The 17642-nt window shown below is 51.5% G+C and carries 12 protein-coding genes and 4 tRNA genes; 15 read left to right on the plus strand and 1 reads right to left on the minus strand.

The annotated features are described in order from the left end of the window. Positions 1–50: 50 nt before the first annotated feature. Positions 51–1079: a UDP-N-acetylmuramate dehydrogenase gene (gene murB, locus AFK62_RS01615; protein WP_007675286.1), complete on the plus strand. Its 1029-nt coding sequence runs from the start codon at positions 51–53 to the stop codon at positions 1077–1079. Next, the gene (birA, locus tag AFK62_RS01620) at positions 1076–2038 is read left to right on the plus strand and encodes a bifunctional biotin--[acetyl-CoA-carboxylase] ligase/biotin operon repressor BirA (protein WP_007675289.1); all 963 of its coding nucleotides are present in this window, start codon (positions 1076–1078) and stop codon (positions 2036–2038) included. Before murB ends, birA begins: the two co-directional genes overlap by 4 nt. Before the next feature lie 35 nt (positions 2039–2073). Here the strand turns inward: birA and coaA are convergent, their stop codons facing one another. Beyond that, on the minus strand, positions 2074–3024 hold the full coding sequence (gene coaA, locus AFK62_RS01625; protein WP_085960974.1) for a type I pantothenate kinase: 951 nt from the start codon (positions 3022–3024) through the stop codon (positions 2074–2076). A 536-nt stretch (positions 3025–3560) separates the two neighbouring features. Between coaA and AFK62_RS01630 the strand changes: the two genes are divergently transcribed. The 13 genes from AFK62_RS01630 (at position 3561) to rpoC (ending at position 17617) form a co-directional block, all read left to right on the plus strand. Further along, a tRNA-Thr gene (locus AFK62_RS01630) sits at positions 3561–3636 on the plus strand. Between the two features lie 9 nt (positions 3637–3645). Continuing rightward, positions 3646–3730 (plus strand) — tRNA-Tyr (locus AFK62_RS01635). A gap of 109 nt (positions 3731–3839) precedes the next feature. Further along, positions 3840–3914, plus strand: a tRNA-Gly gene (locus AFK62_RS01640). A gap of 6 nt (positions 3915–3920) precedes the next feature. Beyond that, a tRNA-Thr gene (locus AFK62_RS01645) sits at positions 3921–3996 on the plus strand. A gap of 112 nt (positions 3997–4108) precedes the next feature. Continuing rightward, positions 4109–5293 (plus strand): elongation factor Tu, encoded by a 1185-nt coding sequence (tuf, locus tag AFK62_RS01650; RefSeq protein WP_007872666.1) that lies wholly within the window; start codon positions 4109–4111, stop codon positions 5291–5293. Between the two features lie 234 nt (positions 5294–5527). Continuing rightward, positions 5528–5911: a preprotein translocase subunit SecE gene (gene secE / locus AFK62_RS01655; protein ID WP_007665874.1), complete on the plus strand. Its 384-nt coding sequence runs from the start codon at positions 5528–5530 to the stop codon at positions 5909–5911. A 1-nt stretch (position 5912) separates the two neighbouring features. Further along, positions 5913–6458, plus strand: a complete 546-nt coding sequence (gene nusG / locus AFK62_RS01660; protein WP_007665882.1) for a transcription termination/antitermination protein NusG — start codon at positions 5913–5915, stop codon at positions 6456–6458. A gap of 151 nt (positions 6459–6609) precedes the next feature. After that, a complete protein-coding gene (gene rplK / locus AFK62_RS01665) occupies positions 6610–7038 on the plus strand; it encodes a 50S ribosomal protein L11 (protein WP_004387082.1) in 429 nt (142 codons plus the stop codon). Between the two features lie 3 nt (positions 7039–7041). Then, positions 7042–7746 (plus strand): 50S ribosomal protein L1, encoded by a 705-nt coding sequence (gene rplA, locus AFK62_RS01670; protein ID WP_007665885.1) that lies wholly within the window; start codon positions 7042–7044, stop codon positions 7744–7746. Positions 7747–8038: 292 nt separating this feature from the next. Continuing rightward, entirely contained in the window at positions 8039–8536 is a 498-nt protein-coding gene (rplJ, locus tag AFK62_RS01675; RefSeq protein ID WP_007665888.1) for a 50S ribosomal protein L10, read from the plus strand. A 66-nt stretch (positions 8537–8602) separates the two neighbouring features. Next, a complete protein-coding gene (gene rplL, locus AFK62_RS01680) occupies positions 8603–8971 on the plus strand; it encodes a 50S ribosomal protein L7/L12 (RefSeq protein WP_007665890.1) in 369 nt (122 codons plus the stop codon). Between the two features lie 317 nt (positions 8972–9288). Continuing rightward, positions 9289–13317, plus strand: a complete 4029-nt coding sequence (gene rpoB, locus AFK62_RS01685) for a DNA-directed RNA polymerase subunit beta (RefSeq protein ID WP_007665892.1) — start codon at positions 9289–9291, stop codon at positions 13315–13317. Between the two features lie 76 nt (positions 13318–13393). Next, on the plus strand, positions 13394–17617 hold the full coding sequence (rpoC, locus tag AFK62_RS01690; RefSeq protein WP_007665894.1) for a DNA-directed RNA polymerase subunit beta': 4224 nt from the start codon (positions 13394–13396) through the stop codon (positions 17615–17617). Positions 17618–17642: the final 25 nt, after the last annotated feature.

Consider the following 17642-nt stretch of genomic DNA (forward strand, 5'->3'; position numbering starts at 1 on the left):
ACATTACTAATCAGTTAAACTGTCCCGGTTATGAGATCAGGACTAATTGTATGAACAACTCCCTTAAATTTTACAATACTTTTGGTATTGATAAAAATGCCCGACATGTCGTTACGGTGCTAACTCCCCACGAGTTAACTGACGCATGGCAACAGGCACAAGCGACTTCTCAGCCTGTTTTAATTTTGGGTGAAGGGAGCAATGTGCTGTTTCTTGATGATTTCGACGGTACGATTATTTTGAATCGCATAACAGGAATCCAGATTGAGGAACAACCGGATGCGTGGATAATTCACGCGGGTGCCGGTGAAAACTGGCACCGGCTTGTCGAGTTTACGCTCGACAATAATATGTCAGGTCTGGAGAATCTTGCTCTCATTCCAGGCTGTGCAGGTTCCTCGCCTATTCAGAACATTGGTGCTTATGGGGTAGAATTTAAGCAGCTTTGTTTATACGTGGACTGTATTAACCTTGTGTCAGGTCAATCTGTGCGGTTAGGCAACGATGATTGTCGGTTTGGTTATCGGGACAGCATATTCAAACATGATTATCAGGATCGATACGCTATTACGGGGATTGGCCTGCGTTTACCTAAACAGTGGTCTCCAGTGCTGACATATGGCGATTTAACCCGCCTTCCTCGTGATACCGTTACGCCACGGCAGGTATTCGATGCGGTATGCCATATGCGTCGTACAAAACTTCCTGATCCAAAAGAATACGGTAATGCTGGCAGCTTTTTCAAAAACCCAGTGATATCCGCAGAAAAGGCAAGTGCCTTGTTTATTCACTATCCTGATGCGCCACGCTATCCACAAAATGATGGTCAGGTAAAACTGGCTGCGGGCTGGCTTATTGATCGCTGTGAACTGAAAGGATACTGTATCGGCGGCGCAGCCGTGCACCGTCAACAGGCCCTGGTCCTCATAAATGAAAATAATGCGACCAGTGAGGATATCGTGAAGCTTGCGCATGAAGTGCGTCAGCGCGTGGGTGAGAAGTTTAATGTCTGGCTTGAACCCGAGGTTCGATTCATTGGCGCCAGGGGTGAGGTGGATGCCGTGGAGACTATAGCTTGAAAGACAATACTATCCCTTTAACACTGATATCTCTGCTTGCTGACGGCGATTTTCATTCTGGTGAACAACTTGGCGAAAAGCTTGGCATGAGCCGTGCGGCCATCAACAAACATATCCAGACTCTCCGAGACTGGGGGATCGATGTTTTTACGGTGCCGGGTAAGGGTTATAGTCTGCCGGGGCCAATACAGCTTCTTGACGCATCCTTCATCCACTCACAGATTCAATCAGGCTCGGTAGTAGTATTACCAGTGATTGATTCCACAAACCAGTATCTGCTTGGTCGTCTTTCTGAACTTGAATCGGGTGATGCCTGTATTGCTGAGTATCAACAAGCCGGGCGTGGACGTCGGGGCCGTAAATGGTTTTCTCCTTTTGGCGCGAATCTTTATCTTTCGATGTACTGGCGACTTGAACAAGGGCCGGCAGCTGCGATCGGGTTAAGCCTGGTTATTGGTATCGTTATGGCTGAAGTTCTTCATGAGCTGGGTGCCGGACAAGTAAGAGTAAAATGGCCGAATGATCTCTATCTTAATGACAAAAAGCTCGCCGGTATTCTCGTTGAGCTCACAGGTAAAACCGGTGATGCGGCACAGATTGTCATTGGCGCTGGGATCAATCTCGCGATGCGCCAGGTTGAAAGCGATATTGTTAATCAAGGCTGGATTAATCTTCAGGAAGCGGGAATCAAAGTTGACAGAAACGAGCTTGCCGTCAAATTGATTGAAAAGTTACGTGCATCCCTGCATGAGTTTGAACATGATGGGCTTGCGCCTTTTTTATCCCGCTGGGAAAAACTGGATAATTTTATTCACCGTCAGGTTAAGCTTATTATTGGCGAACGTGAAATATATGGAATTTCACGCGGCATCGATAATCAAGGTGCATTGTTGCTTGAGCAAAACGGCATCATTAAGCCCTGGGTTGGTGGGGAAATTTCATTGCGCAGCGCCGAATAAAAAAGGGAGCATAGCTCCCTTTTTTATTATCACCATTACTTACGTAACCGTACACAGTCGACGGCATGGTCAGCGCTTTTAGTCATGATAAGGCTTGCACGTTCACGAGTAGGTAATATATTTTCCTTAAGATTCAGCCAGTTAATCTCTTCCCAAAGCTGCGTGGCAATATTTACTGCTTCATCTTTAGAAAGTTTGGCGTAGTTGTGGAAATAAGAGTCGGGATCGGTAAACGCGCCTTCCCGGAATTTCAGGAAGCGATTAATGTACCAACGCTGCAGAAGCTCTTCCGGCGCATCCACATAAATAGAAAAATCCACGAAATCAGACACAAATACATGGTGCGGATCGTGAGGATAATCCATTCCGCTTTGCAGCACATTAAGCCCTTCAAGGATGAGAATATCAGGCTGATTAACGACTTTATCGCCATCCGGGATCACGTCATAAATCAAATGTGAGTAAACCGGTGCAGTCACATTCGGTACGCCTGACTTAATATCTGAAACAAACTTGACCAGACGATGCATATCGTAGGATTGAGGGAAACCTTTCTTCTTCATTAAATTACGTTCTTTAAGAACGGCATTAGGGTGAAGAAAACCATCGGTCGTAATCAGTTCGACACGACGATGCTCAGGCCAGCGGCTCAGAAGTGCCTGTAAAACACGAGCTGTCGTACTTTTTCCAACCGCAACGCTGCCTGCAATACTAATAACATAAGGGATTCGCTGCCCGTTCGTTCCAAGGAACTGTTCAAGCACAGCCTGACGACGCAAATTCGAACTGATATAAAAATTCAGCAAGCGCGACAGCGGTAGATAGATCTCAGCCACTTCATCTAGTGAAAGGTCTTCGTTAATGCCTTTCAGGCGCGCTATTTCACCTTCAGTAAGCGTCATCGGCACTGAATCGCGCAGAGCTGCCCACTGGCTCCGGTTAAACTGGAGATAGGGAGAGGTTAATGTTTGATCTTTATTACTCATAAGCATGCTTCTGCCTGTCATTCAGGACAAAATGAAAACATCGGACTCAGCGCAGGATACTTTCATCTTAGATCGCTTGATGGCACGCCGTGTAAGCGAGAATTTCACAATGGGCAGGAGGGTAACACCAGATTAAAAGGAATAATAAGAAAAAATCACCCTCGCTTTCCTTTCTCTGTAAAGCATCACGCTTCTGTTAACGGGTTGTATAAAGCTTATTCGCCATCAACGCATAAAAACAAAAATCCTGAGAAAACGATGGTGCTCAGGTCACCCATACGGCAAGTTCGATAGACAACCACTTCCTATATCAAAGAACTGCATAGTGGGGGCAGGGGCAATTTTAAGTGTGAGCTCGTTTCACAGTGGTAGCCGCATAAAAAAATGAAGCGTAAACCTGTGGATTATTTAGGCATGAGTGGCTGAAAAGGCATCAGAAATGCGCAGTGATGCGCAAAATATGAGCAATAAAGCGTAATAAGCAATTTTTTTGTTGCATGCTCGCGCCGCTGTTCCTAGAATGCGCGCTACTTGATGCCGGCTTAGCTCAGTAGGTAGAGCAACTGACTTGTAATCAGTAGGTCACCAGTTCGATTCCGGTAGCCGGCACCATCAAGTTCAGGTGGGGTTCCCGAGCGGCCAAAGGGAGCAGACTGTAAATCTGCCGTCACAGACTTCGAAGGTTCGAATCCTTCCCCCACCACCACTTTCGGTTTCGCGATAGCGATACCAGAGTTGGTCGGTAAGACTGCCAGCTCAATCAAAAAAGAAATTCTTTTTTGTACAGAAAGAACTGGGTAGCCGAGTTTCAGGATGCGGGCATCGTATAATGGCTATTACCTCAGCCTTCCAAGCTGATGATGCGGGTTCGATTCCCGCTGCCCGCTCCAGGATGTGCTGATATAGCTCAGTTGGTAGAGCGCACCCTTGGTAAGGGTGAGGTCGGCAGTTCGAATCTGCCTATCAGCACCACTTCTCAATCTCCTCCCTGTTTCTCTTCTGTAGATGTATTCAACTAGTTCAGGCTGATGCCTGGTTGATGTGGTGATACCACCGATTTATCCGTGTCTTAGAGGGACAATCGATGTCTAAAGAAAAGTTTGAACGTACAAAACCGCACGTTAACGTCGGTACTATCGGCCACGTTGACCATGGTAAAACAACGCTGACCGCTGCTATCACTACCGTTCTGGCTAAAACCTACGGTGGTTCTGCCCGCGCCTTCGACCAGATCGATAACGCGCCGGAAGAAAAAGCACGTGGTATCACCATCAACACCTCTCACGTTGAATACGATACCCCGACCCGCCACTACGCGCACGTTGACTGCCCGGGCCACGCCGACTATGTGAAAAACATGATCACCGGTGCTGCTCAGATGGACGGCGCTATCCTGGTTGTTGCTGCGACTGACGGCCCGATGCCGCAGACCCGTGAGCACATCCTGCTGGGTCGTCAGGTAGGCGTTCCTTACATCATCGTGTTCCTGAACAAATGCGACATGGTTGATGACGAAGAGCTGCTGGAACTGGTTGAGATGGAAGTGCGTGAGCTGCTGTCTCAGTACGACTTCCCGGGCGACGACACTCCGATTGTTCGTGGCTCTGCGCTGAAAGCGCTGGAAGGCGACGCAGAGTGGGAAGCGAAAATCATCGAGCTGGCAGGTCACCTGGATTCCTACATCCCGGAACCGGAGCGCGCGATTGACAAGCCGTTCCTGCTGCCGATCGAAGACGTATTCTCCATCTCCGGTCGTGGTACCGTTGTTACCGGTCGTGTAGAGCGCGGTATCATCAAAGTGGGTGAAGAAGTTGAAATCGTGGGCATCAAAGACACCGCGAAATCCACCTGTACCGGCGTTGAAATGTTCCGCAAACTGCTGGACGAAGGCCGTGCGGGCGAGAACGTAGGTGTTCTGCTGCGTGGTATCAAACGTGAAGAAATCGAACGTGGTCAGGTACTGGCTAAGCCGGGTTCCATCAAGCCGCACACCAAGTTCGAATCTGAAGTGTACATTCTGTCCAAAGACGAAGGCGGCCGTCACACTCCGTTCTTCAAAGGCTACCGTCCGCAGTTCTACTTCCGTACGACTGACGTGACCGGTACCATCGAACTGCCGGAAGGCGTTGAAATGGTAATGCCGGGCGACAACATCAAAATGGTTGTTACCCTGATCCACCCGATTGCGATGGACGACGGTCTGCGTTTCGCAATCCGCGAAGGCGGCCGTACCGTTGGCGCGGGCGTGGTTGCTAAAGTTCTCGGCTAATCGCTGATAACATTTGACGCAATGCGCAATAAAAGGGCATCATTTGATGCCCTTTTTGCACGCTCTCGAACCAGAACCTGGCTCATCAGTGATTTATTACACATAATCATTGCTGAGACAGGCTCTGCAGATAGCGTAATCCCGAAGCGCAATGTAAAAAGAGCAATTCGGTCTGGCTTGCCTCGCTTGTGCGGGGCAAAAATGTTTGTCTGATTTACTATGACAGGTTGGTTTATGAGTGCGAATACCGAAGCTCAAGGAAGCGGGCGCGGCCTGGAAGTGATGAAGTGGTTGGTTGTCGCTGCGCTGCTGATTGTAGCTATCGTAGGCAACTATCTTTACCGTGAGATTACCCTGCCGCTGCGTGCTCTTGCGGTGGTGATTCTGATTGCTGCAGCGGGCGGTGTCGCGCTGTTGACGACGAAAGGCAAAGCAACGGTTGCTTTTGCCCGTGAAGCAAGAACCGAAGTCCGTAAGGTTATTTGGCCTACTCGTCAGGAAACGCTGCACACCACGTTAATTGTGGCTGCAGTGACCGCCGTTATGTCACTGATCCTGTGGGGGCTGGATGGTATTCTGGTCCGCCTGGTATCTTTTATCACTGGCCTGAGGTTCTGAGATGTCTGAAGCACCTAAAAAGCGCTGGTACGTCGTTCAGGCGTTTTCCGGTTTTGAAGGCCGCGTAGCTACTTCGCTGCGTGAGCATATCAAATTACACAACATGGAAGAGTTGTTTGGCGAAGTCATGGTTCCGACCGAAGAGGTTGTGGAGATCCGTGGCGGTCAGCGTCGCAAAAGCGAGCGCAAATTCTTCCCGGGTTATGTGTTGGTTCAGATGGTCATGAACGACGCAAGCTGGCACCTGGTTCGTAGCGTACCTCGCGTGATGGGCTTTATCGGCGGTACATCGGATCGTCCGGCGCCTATCAGTGACAAGGAAGTGGACGCTATTATGAATCGCCTGCAGCAAGTTGGTGATAAACCGCGTCCGAAAACGCTGTTTGAACCGGGCGAAATGGTCCGTGTTAACGATGGCCCGTTTGCTGACTTTAACGGTGTGGTTGAAGAAGTCGACTATGAGAAGAGCCGCCTGAAAGTATCAGTATCTATTTTCGGTCGTGCTACACCGGTTGAACTTGATTTCGGTCAGGTCGAAAAAGCGTAAGCTGAGTTCGAAAAAGCAGCGGTTAACCGTTGCACAAGGCGTGGAATTGGAATACAATTTCGCGCCTTTTGTTTTTATGGGCTCAGCCCATAAAACGTTTTAAATCACGGGGAGCCTCCTTGAGGCGTTAGACCCAACTGAGGAAATTTTCATGGCCAAGAAAGTACAAGCCTACGTTAAGCTGCAGGTTGCAGCTGGTATGGCTAACCCGAGTCCGCCGGTTGGTCCGGCTCTGGGTCAGCAGGGTGTTAACATCATGGAATTCTGTAAAGCGTTCAACGCCAAAACGGATTCCATGGAGAAAGGTCTGCCGATTCCGGTTGTTATTACCGTTTACGCTGACCGTTCTTTCACCTTCGTTACCAAAACCCCGCCGGCAGCTGTACTGCTGAAGAAAGCGGCTGGTATCAAGTCTGGTTCCGGTAAACCGAACAAAGACAAAGTGGGTACCATTACCCGCGCTCAGCTGCAAGAAATCGCACAGACCAAAGCTGCTGACATGACTGGCGCCGACATTGAAGCGATGACTCGCTCCATCGAAGGTACTGCACGTTCCATGGGCCTGGTAGTGGAGGACTAAGAAATGGCTAAACTGACCAAGCGCATGCGTGTGATCCGTGACAAAGTTGATGTAACCAAACAGTACGACATCAACGAAGCCATCACTTTGCTGAAAGAACTGGCTACTGCCAAGTTCGTAGAAAGCGTAGACGTTGCTGTTAACCTCGGCATCGACGCTCGTAAATCTGACCAGAACGTACGTGGTGCGACTGTACTGCCGCACGGTACTGGCCGTTCCGTACGCGTAGCTGTATTTACCCAGGGTCCTAACGCTGAAGCGGCAAAAGCTGCTGGCGCTGAGCTGGTAGGTATGGAAGATCTGGCAGAGCAGATCAAAAAAGGTGAAATGAACTTTGACGTTGTTATTGCTTCTCCGGATGCAATGCGCGTTGTTGGCCAGCTTGGCCAGGTTCTGGGTCCGCGTGGCCTGATGCCAAACCCGAAAGTAGGTACTGTAACGCCGAACGTTGCTGAAGCGGTTAAGAACGCTAAAGCGGGCCAGGTTCGTTATCGTAACGACAAAAACGGCATCATTCACACCACCATTGGTAAAGTGGATTTTGACACTGACAAACTGAAAGAAAACCTGGAAGCGTTGCTGGTTGCTCTGAAAAAAGCAAAACCGTCTTCTGCTAAAGGCGTGTACATCAAGAAAGTTAGCCTGTCCACCACCATGGGCGCAGGTGTTGCGGTAGACCAGTCTGGTCTGAGCGCAGTGGCGAACTAATTCGCCTCTTTACGTGGGCGTTGGATTTGTCTACAATCTTACGCCCATTGTTCTGCTAAGCAGAGCATAAAAGATTTTCGGTTGGAGCCTGGCCTTATCCAGGCCTCCGTCCAAGACCGCAGGTGTTTCGTAAGAAGCTTAATTCCCTGCGTAGACGGTGACAGAACCTGAAGAATATTTTTTAAGTAGTCTTTGGCTTGTTTCTGCTCACCGTATTTCGACGCTCTTTCGTTAGATTGAGTGAAGTGAGTTCCGGGGCCTTGTCCCGGCTAAAATCCAGGAGCAAAAGCTAATGGCTTTAAATCTTCAAGACAAACAAGCAATTGTTGCTGAAGTCAGCGAAGTAGCCAAAGGCGCGCTGTCTGCGGTTGTTGCGGATTCCCGTGGCGTTACCGTAGATAAAATGACCGAACTGCGTAAAGCAGGTCGCGAAGCTGGCGTTTACATGCGTGTTGTTCGCAACACCCTGCTGCGCCGTGCTGTTGAAGGTACCGCTTTTGAGTGCCTGAAAGACGCGTTTGTTGGTCCGACCTTGATTGCATACTCTATGGAACACCCGGGCGCTGCCGCTCGTCTGTTCAAAGAGTTCGCGAAAGCGAATGCAAAATTTGAGGTTAAAGCCGCTGCCTTTGAAGGTGAGCTGATCCCGGCGTCCCAGATCGATCGCCTGGCAACTCTGCCGACTTACGAAGAAGCAATTGCACGCCTGATGGCGACCATGAAAGAAGCCGCTGCCGGCAAACTGGTTCGCACTCTGGCTGCTGTACGCGACGCAAAAGAAGCAGCTTAATAGCGCTTACTCTCGCAACGCATTTGCTTACGTATAAAACTTATTCTGATATTCAGGAACAATTAAATGTCTATCACTAAAGATCAAATCATTGAAGCAGTATCCGCTATGTCCGTAATGGACGTTGTAGAACTGATTTCTGCAATGGAAGAAAAATTCGGTGTTTCTGCTGCTGCTGCTGTAGCTGTTGCCTCTGCTGGCCCGGCTGAAGCTGCTGAAGAGAAAACTGAATTCGACGTTATTCTGAAAGCCGCTGGCGCTAACAAAGTTGCTGTTATCAAAGCAGTACGTGGCGCAACTGGCCTGGGTCTGAAAGAAGCTAAAGACTTGGTAGAATCTGCTCCGGCCGCTCTGAAAGAAGGCGTGAGCAAAGATGACGCTGAAGCTCTGAAAAAATCTCTGGAAGAAGCTGGCGCTGAAGTTGAAGTTAAATAAGCCAACCCTTCTGGTGGCAGCCTGAGAAATCAGGCTGATGGCTGGTGACTTTTTGGTCACCAGCCTTTTTGCGCTAGGGGACCAGTAGCGTTTCACACTGTTTTACTGCTGGTTACCCGTCAATGCTTGTTTCTATCGACGACTTAATATACTGCGACAGCGCTTCGGCACTGTGTAAATCGCAATGAAATGGTTTAAGCGTGATAGCAACAGGTATTGCGGAAAGTGTTCCACTTTTCGGTCAACAAAATGGTGCTGCATAAACTGTCCCTTCGATGGACAGAGTGGGTCGACTTGTCAGCGAGCTGAGGAACCCTATGGTTTACTCCTATACCGAGAAAAAACGTATTCGTAAGGATTTTGGTAAACGTCCACAAGTTCTGGATGTTCCCTATCTCCTTTCTATCCAGCTTGACTCGTTCCAGAAATTTATCGAGCAAGATCCTGAAGGTCAGTATGGTCTGGAAGCGGCTTTTCGTTCCGTATTCCCGATTCAGAGCTACAGCGGCAATTCGGAACTGCAATACGTCAGCTACCGTCTTGGCGAACCAGTTTTTGATGTAAAAGAATGTCAGATTCGTGGCGTGACCTATTCGGCACCGCTGCGCGTTAAGCTGCGCCTGGTGATCTACGAGCGCGAAGCGCCGGAAGGCACCGTTAAAGACATCAAAGAACAAGAAGTTTACATGGGCGAAATTCCGCTCATGACCGATAACGGTACCTTCGTCATCAACGGTACTGAGCGTGTTATCGTTTCTCAGCTGCACCGCAGCCCGGGTGTCTTCTTTGACAGCGACAAGGGTAAAACCCACTCATCTGGTAAGGTGCTTTATAACGCACGCATCATTCCTTACCGTGGTTCCTGGCTGGATTTCGAGTTCGATCCGAAAGACAACCTGTTTGTCCGTATTGACCGTCGTCGTAAACTGCCGGCAACTATCATCCTGCGCGCGCTGGATTACACCACTGAACAGATCCTTGACCTGTTCTTCGAAAAAGTGGTTTTCGAAATCCGCGACAATAAGCTGCAGATGGAGTTGATTCCGGAACGTCTGCGTGGCGAGACCGCATCTTTTGATATCGAAGCCAACGGTAAAATTTACGTAGAAAAAGGCCGTCGTATCACTGCGCGTCACATTCGCCAGCTTGAAAAAGATGAGATCAAACTCATTGAAGTACCGGTGGAATATATTGCCGGTAAGGTTGCGGCGAAAGATTATGTGGATACCTCTACTGGTGAGCTGATTTGCCCGGCTAACATGGAGCTGTCCCTGGATCTCCTGGCGAAACTGAGCCAGTCTGGCCACAAGCGCATCGAGACGCTGTTCACTAACGATCTGGATCATGGCCCGTACATGTCTGAGACCGTTCGCGTCGACCCAACCACCGATCGTTTGAGCGCGCTGGTTGAAATCTATCGCATGATGCGTCCTGGCGAGCCGCCGACACGTGAAGCGGCAGAAAGCCTGTTTGAGAACCTGTTCTTCTCTGAAGATCGTTACGATCTTTCTGCGGTTGGCCGCATGAAGTTCAACCGTTCTCTGCTGCGTGACGAGATTGAAGGTTCCGGTATCCTGAGCAAAGCTGACATCATCGACGTGATGAAAAAGCTCATCGATATCCGTAACGGCAAAGGCGAAGTGGACGATATCGACCACCTCGGCAACCGTCGTATCCGTTCCGTAGGTGAAATGGCGGAAAACCAGTTCCGTGTTGGTCTGGTGCGTGTAGAGCGTGCGGTGAAAGAGCGTCTGTCTCTGGGCGATCTGGATACCCTGATGCCGCAGGATATGATCAACGCCAAGCCAATCTCGGCCGCGGTGAAAGAGTTCTTCGGCTCAAGCCAGCTCTCTCAGTTTATGGATCAGAACAACCCGCTGTCTGAGATTACGCACAAACGTCGTATCTCTGCACTTGGCCCGGGCGGTCTGACCCGTGAACGTGCTGGCTTCGAAGTTCGAGACGTACACCCGACCCACTACGGTCGCGTATGTCCTATCGAAACGCCGGAAGGTCCGAACATCGGTCTTATTAACTCCCTGTCCGTTTATGCACAGACTAACGAATATGGCTTCCTTGAGACGCCGTACCGTAAAGTCACTGACGGCGTGGTCACCGACGAGATCCATTACCTTTCTGCTATCGAAGAAGGTAACTACGTTATCGCTCAGGCGAACACCAACCTGACCGAAGAAGGCCGCTTCGCCGACGATTTGGTCACCTGCCGCAGCAAAGGCGAATCCAGCCTTTTCAGCGCAGACCAGGTTGACTATATGGACGTATCCACCCAGCAGGTGGTTTCCGTCGGTGCGTCCCTGATCCCGTTCCTTGAGCACGATGACGCCAACCGTGCATTGATGGGTGCGAACATGCAACGTCAGGCGGTTCCGACTCTGCGCGCTGATAAGCCGCTGGTAGGTACCGGTATGGAACGTGCTGTTGCCGTTGACTCCGGCGTAACTGCCGTAGCAAAACGTGGCGGTACCGTTCAGTACGTGGATGCCTCTCGTATCGTTATCAAAGTTAACGAAGACGAGATGTACCCGGGCGAAGCAGGTATCGACATCTATAACCTGACTAAATACACCCGTTCTAACCAGAACACCTGCATCAACCAGATGCCTTGCGTGTCTCTGAATGAACCGGTAGAGCGCGGCGACGTGCTGGCAGACGGCCCGTCCACCGACCTCGGTGAGCTGGCGCTTGGCCAGAACATGCGCGTAGCGTTTATGCCGTGGAATGGTTACAACTTCGAAGACTCCATCCTCGTGTCCGAGCGTGTAGTTCAGGAAGACCGTTTCACGACGATTCACATTCAGGAACTGGCATGCGTGTCCCGTGACACCAAGCTGGGGCCGGAAGAGATTACTGCAGATATCCCGAACGTGGGTGAAGCAGCGCTCTCCAAACTGGATGAATCCGGTATCGTTTATATCGGCGCAGAAGTCACCGGCGGTGACATTCTGGTTGGTAAGGTAACGCCGAAAGGTGAAACCCAGCTGACGCCTGAAGAAAAACTGCTGCGTGCTATCTTCGGTGAGAAAGCGTCTGACGTTAAAGATTCTTCTCTGCGTGTGCCAAACGGTGTTTCCGGTACTGTTATCGACGTTCAGGTCTTTACCCGCGATGGCGTGGAAAAAGACAAACGTGCCCTGGAAATCGAAGAAATGCAGCTCAAGCAGGCCAAGAAAGACCTGTCTGAAGAACTGCAGATCCTCGAGGCAGGCTTGTTCAGCCGTATCCGTGCTGTATTGATCGCTGGTGGCGTTGAAGCTGAGAAGCTCGACAAACTGCCGCGTGACCGTTGGCTGGAACTTGGTCTGACCGACGAAGAGAAGCAGAATCAGCTGGAGCAGCTGGCTGAACAGTACGATGAGCTGAAGCACGAGTTTGAGAAAAAACTCGAAGCGAAACGCCGCAAAATTACCCAAGGCGACGATCTGGCACCGGGCGTGCTGAAAATCGTTAAAGTGTATTTGGCCGTGAAACGCCAGATCCAGCCGGGCGATAAGATGGCAGGCCGTCACGGTAACAAAGGTGTTATCTCTAAGATCAACCCGATCGAAGATATGCCTTACGATGAAAACGGCACGCCGGTAGACATCGTACTGAACCCGCTGGGCGTACCGTCGCGTATGAACATCGGTCAGATCCTGGAAACTCACCTGGGTATGGCGGCGAAAGGTATCGGCGATAAGATCAATGCCATGCTTAAGCGTCAGGAAGAAGTCGCAAAACTGCGCGAATTCATCCAGAAAGCCTATGACCTTGGCCAGGACGTTCGTCAGAAAGTCGACCTGAACACCTTCAGCGATGATGAAGTTCTGCGTCTGGCTGAAAACCTGCGTAAAGGTATGCCGCTCGCCACGCCAGTCTTCGACGGCGCGAAAGAAGCTGAAATTAAAGAGCTGCTGCAGCTGGGCGACCTGCCGACTTCCGGTCAGATTACCCTGTTCGACGGCCGTACGGGTGAACAGTTCGAGCGTCCGGTAACCGTAGGTTACATGTATATGCTGAAACTGAACCACCTGGTTGACGACAAGATGCACGCTCGTTCCACCGGTTCTTACAGCCTGGTTACTCAACAGCCGCTGGGTGGTAAGGCGCAGTTCGGTGGCCAGCGCTTCGGTGAGATGGAAGTATGGGCGCTGGAAGCTTACGGCGCAGCCTACACCCTGCAGGAAATGCTGACCGTTAAGTCTGATGACGTGAACGGCCGTACCAAGATGTATAAGAACATCGTGGATGGCAACCATCAGATGGAACCGGGCATGCCGGAATCGTTCAACGTACTGTTGAAAGAGATTCGCTCGCTGGGCATCAACATCGAACTGGAAGACGAGTAATCCTCGCTCAAACAGGTCACTGGTGCCGGGGTAATCCCTGGCACCAGATTGTGCTAACTCCGACGGGAGCAAATCCGTGAAAGACTTATTAAAGTTTCTGAAAGCGCAAACTAAAACCGAAGAGTTTGATGCGATCAAAATTGCTCTGGCCTCGCCAGACATGATCCGTTCATGGTCTTTTGGTGAAGTTAAGAAGCCGGAAACCATTAACTACCGTACGTTCAAACCTGAGCGTGACGGTCTGTTCTGCGCCCGTATTTTCGGGCCGGTAAAAGACTACGAGTGCCTGTGCGGTAAGTACAAGCGCCTGAAACACCGCGGTGTGATTTGTGAGAAGTGCGGCGTTGAAGTGACCCAGACTAAAGTGCGTCGTGAGCGCATGGGCCACATCGAACTGGCTTCCCCGACCGCGCACATCTGGTTCCTGAAATCTCTGCCGTCCCGTATCGGTCTGCTGCTGGATATGCCGCTGCGCGATATCGAACGTGTACTGTATTTCGAATCTTATGTTGTTATCGAGGGTGGCATGACCAACCTCGAGCGTAGCCAGATCCTGACTGAAGAGCAGTATCTGGACGCACTGGAAGAGTTCGGCGACGAATTCGACGCAAAAATGGGCGCCGAAGCGATCCAGGCCCTGCTGAAAAGCATGGATCTGGAAGCGGAGTGCGAACAGCTGCGCGAAGAGCTGAACGAAACCAACTCTGAAACCAAGCGTAAAAAACTGACCAAGCGCATTAAGCTGCTGGAAGCGTTCGTACAGTCTGGCAACAAACCAGAGTGGATGATCCTGACCGTGCTGCCAGTGCTGCCGCCGGATCTGCGTCCGCTGGTTCCGCTGGATGGCGGTCGTTTCGCAACGTCGGATCTGAACGATCTGTATCGTCGCGTGATCAACCGTAACAACCGTCTGAAACGTCTGCTGGATCTGGCGGCGCCGGACATCATCGTACGCAACGAAAAACGCATGCTGCAGGAAGCGGTAGATGCCCTGCTGGATAACGGTCGTCGTGGTCGTGCGATCACCGGTTCCAACAAGCGTCCGCTGAAATCACTGGCAGACATGATCAAAGGTAAGCAGGGTCGTTTCCGTCAGAACCTGCTCGGTAAGCGCGTGGACTACTCTGGTCGTTCCGTAATTACCGTAGGTCCTTACCTGCGTCTGCATCAGTGCGGCCTGCCGAAGAAAATGGCGCTGGAACTGTTCAAACCGTTCATCTACGGCAAGCTGGAACTGCGTGGCCTCGCGACCACCATCAAAGCCGCCAAGAAAATGGTTGAGCGTGAAGAAGCGGTTGTCTGGGATATCCTGGACGAAGTTATCCGTGAGCACCCGGTACTGCTGAACCGTGCGCCGACCCTGCACCGTCTGGGTATTCAGGCGTTCGAACCGGTACTGATCGAAGGTAAAGCTATCCAGCTGCACCCGCTGGTTTGTGCGGCATACAACGCCGACTTCGATGGTGACCAGATGGCTGTTCACGTACCGCTGACGCTGGAAGCCCAGCTGGAAGCGCGTGCGCTGATGATGTCTACCAACAACATTCTGTCTCCGGCGAACGGCGAGCCAATTATCGTTCCGTCTCAGGACGTTGTACTGGGTCTGTACTACATGACCCGTGACTGTGTTAACGCCAAAGGCGAAGGCATGGTGCTGACTGGCCCGAAAGAAGCTGAGCGTATTTACCGCGCTGGCCTGGCCTCTCTGCATGCGCGCGTTAAAGTGCGTATCACTGAATACGAAAAAGATGCTAACGGCGAATTCGTTGCGCACACCAGTCTGAAAGACACGACCGTTGGCCGTGCCATTCTGTGGATGATCGTACCGAAAGGTCTGCCTTTCTCCATCGTCAACCAGGCGTTGGGCAAGAAGGCTATCTCCAAAATGCTGAACACTTGCTACCGTATTCTGGGCCTGAAACCGACCGTTATTTTTGCGGACCAGACGATGTACACCGGCTTTGCTTATGCAGCGCGCTCAGGTGCATCCGTCGGTATCGATGACATGGTCATCCCGGAGAAAAAACATGAGATCATCTCTGAAGCGGAAGCTGAAGTTGCTGAGATCCAGGAGCAGTTCCAGTCTGGTCTGGTAACCGCGGGCGAACGTTACAACAAAGTTATCGATATCTGGGCTGCGGCGAACGATCGCGTCTCCAAAGCGATGATGGATAACCTGCAGACTGAAACCGTGATTAACCGTGACGGCGTTGAAGAGCAGCAGGTTTCCTTTAACAGCATCTACATGATGGCCGACTCCGGTGCGCGTGGTTCTGCGGCACAGATTCGTCAGCTTGCTGGTATGCGTGGTCTGATGGCGAAGCCGGATGGCTCCATCATCGAAACGCCGATCACCGCGAACTTCCGTGAAGGTCTGAACGTACTCCAGTACTTCATCTCGACCCACGGTGCTCGTAAAGGTCTGGCGGATACCGCACTTAAAACAGCGAACTCCGGTTACCTGACCCGTCGTCTGGTTGACGTGGCGCAGGATCTGGTCGTCACCGAAGACGATTGTGGCACGCTGGAAGGCATCACCATGACCCCGGTTATCGAGGGTGGTGACGTTAAAGAGCCGCTGCGCGATCGCGTACTGGGTCGTGTTACCGCGGAAGATATTCTGAAGCCGGGTACGGCGGATATTCTGGTTCCACGCAACACGCTGCTGCACGAACAGTGGTGTGACATCCTGGAAGCCAACTCCGTTGACTCTGTGAAAGTGCGTTCCGTTGTATCCTGTGACACCGACTTTGGTGTGTGTGCACACTGCTATGGTCGTGATCTGGCACGTGGCCACATCATCAACAAAGGTGAAGCCATCGGCGTTATCGCGGCACAGTCTATCGGTGAGCCGGGTACACAGCTGACGATGCGTACGTTCCACATCGGTGGTGCGGCATCTCGTGCGGCTGCTGAGTCCAGCATCCAGGTGAAAAACAAAGGTAGCATCAAGCTCAGCAATGCGAAGTCTGTTGTTAACTCTTCAGGCAAGCTGGTGGTGACCTCTCGTAACACCGAACTGAAGCTTATCGACGAATTCGGCCGTACCAAAGAAAGCTATAAAGTGCCTTACGGTGCCGTTATGGCGAAAGGTGATGGTGAGCAGGTTGCCGGCGGTGAAACCGTTGCAAACTGGGATCCGCACACCATGCCGGTTATCACAGAAGTGAGTGGTTTCATCCGCTTCACTGACATGATCGACGGCCAGACCATTACTCGTCAGACCGACGAGCTGACCGGTCTGTCTTCTCTGGTGGTTCTGGATTCTGCTGAACGTACCGCGGGCGGTAAAGATCTGCGTCCTGCACTGAAAATCGTTGACGCCAACGGCAACGACGTACTGATCCCAGGCACAGATATGCCTGCACAGTACTTCCTGCCGGGTAAAGCGATTGTTCAGCTGGAAGATGGCGTACAGATCAGCTCTGGTGACACCCTGGCGCGTATTCCGCAGGAATCCGGCGGTACCAAGGACATCACCGGTGGTCTGCCGCGCGTTGCGGACCTGTTCGAAGCACGTCGTCCGAAAGAGCCGGCAATCCTTGCTGAAATCAGCGGTATTATTTCCTTCGGTAAAGAGACCAAAGGTAAACGCCGTCTGGTAATCACCCCGGTTGACGGTAGCGATCCGTACGAAGAGATGATTCCGAAATGGCGTCAGCTCAACGTGTTCGAAGGTGAACGCGTAGAACGTGGTGACGTAGTTTCCGACGGTCCGGAAGCGCCGCATGACATTCTGCGCCTGCGTGGCGTTCATGCTGTGACCCGTTATATCGTTAACGAAGTGCAGGACGTTTACCGTCTGCAGGGCGTTAAGATTAACGATAAGCACATCGAAGTCATCGTTCGTCAGATGCTGCGTAAAGCCACCATTATGAACGCGGGTAGCTCCGAGTTCCTCGAAGGTGAGCAGGTAGAATACTCTCGCGTTAAGATCGCTAACCGCGAACTGGAAGCGAACGGCAAAGTCAGCGCTACGTACATGCGCGACCTGCTGGGTATCACCAAAGCGTCTCTGGCCACCGAGTCCTTCATCTCCGCGGCATCGTTCCAGGAGACCACTCGCGTGCTGACCGAAGCAGCCGTTGCGGGCAAACGCGACGAACTGCGCGGCCTGAAAGAGAACGTCATCGTGGGTCGTCTGATCCCGGCAGGTACCGGTTATGCGTACCACCAGGATCGTATGCGTCGTCGTGCTGCGGGTGAACTCCCGGCAGCGCCGCAGGTTAGCGCAGAAGAAGCTTCTGCAAGCCTGGCAGAACTGCTGAACGCTGGTCTGGGCGGCAACGACAACGAGTAATCGTCCTTTGCCTTAATAAAAACCC

It is taken from the genome of Cronobacter condimenti 1330, from assembly GCF_001277255.1.
Lineage (GTDB): Bacteria > Pseudomonadota > Gammaproteobacteria > Enterobacterales > Enterobacteriaceae > Cronobacter > Cronobacter condimenti.